Origin of the sequence: Delftia sp. ZNC0008, from assembly GCF_000799035.1 — a bacterium.
In the GTDB taxonomy this organism is placed as follows: Bacteria; Pseudomonadota; Gammaproteobacteria; order Burkholderiales; family Burkholderiaceae_C; genus Comamonas; species Comamonas tsuruhatensis.
In genome coordinates this window covers 1-869 of record NZ_JTKZ01000603.1, presented here as the reverse complement: position 1 = coordinate 869, position 869 = coordinate 1, and the positions used below count along the sequence as shown (strand labels likewise).

Genomic DNA, 869 nt, shown 5'->3' with positions numbered 1-869 from the left:
CGGCGGTGCGGCCATCGACCTCGATGGTGTTGTTGCGCACCACGTTGTCGGAGCCGGCCATGATGATGGCGCGGCCGCCGGATTTGATTTGGAGGTTTTCTGCTGTGTAGAAGGTGGGTGGGGTGTAATCCCAAATACCCGCGAATGTACGGCTGTAGCCGACTTCTTTGATTGCTGGACGATCTTCTGTCAACTCCTGTAGCCTCTGACGACCTTCTATATAAGGTGCCATATCTATTCCAATACCTAGTGGACCGGGCGTTTCGATTTTTCCGTTGTGAACTGCCAAGTGAGTCAGTGATTTGCTATTAATGCCTATGCCGCGGGTATTTTCAAACGGCTTGCCAGATATAAGATGTTTCCTTAGATCAATGTTGGAATGGCTGTCTTCCGAGAAACTAATTACACTGCCCTGACCAGCCTCGTCTGTTGGTGACCCGCGTACTCTGCCATTAATGAAATCTCTTAATTTTCTTTGTACAAAGTCGTGAACTACACAGTGATTCCCCCTCCCTCTGACATACTCAACAATAGGATGAAAGCCACCTCGATATTTGACGGGACTGCAGCCATCTGGCAATGGACCTTTGTCGCTGGGAGGATGGCGACTTTCCGCCCATTCTTCCCAAGTCATGCCTTGGGAGAGTCCGGAAGATAAAATTGCCAAGATGAATGTCAGTGATTTAATTTTTATACTGGTTTGCATATGATGCTACTGGGTAAGCAGACGCCTGGATATTTTTCTTCTTGCCCAACGAGCCCTCCAAGAAATTTTTCCCGATTAGAGTTGGCTTGTCTCTCAATGTAGTAGTGCATGTCCTCCTGGTACAGCCCGGTGGGATCGATCCGGTTGAGTGGGTTGCCGCATA

At 48.9% G+C, this 869-nt stretch carries 1 pseudogene; it reads right to left on the bottom strand.

The annotated features are described in order from the left end of the window. Positions 1 to 706: pseudogene (locus tag L995_RS34430) on the bottom strand (hypothetical protein); the annotation flags it as partial. Between the last annotated feature and the right edge of the window lie 163 nt (positions 707 to 869).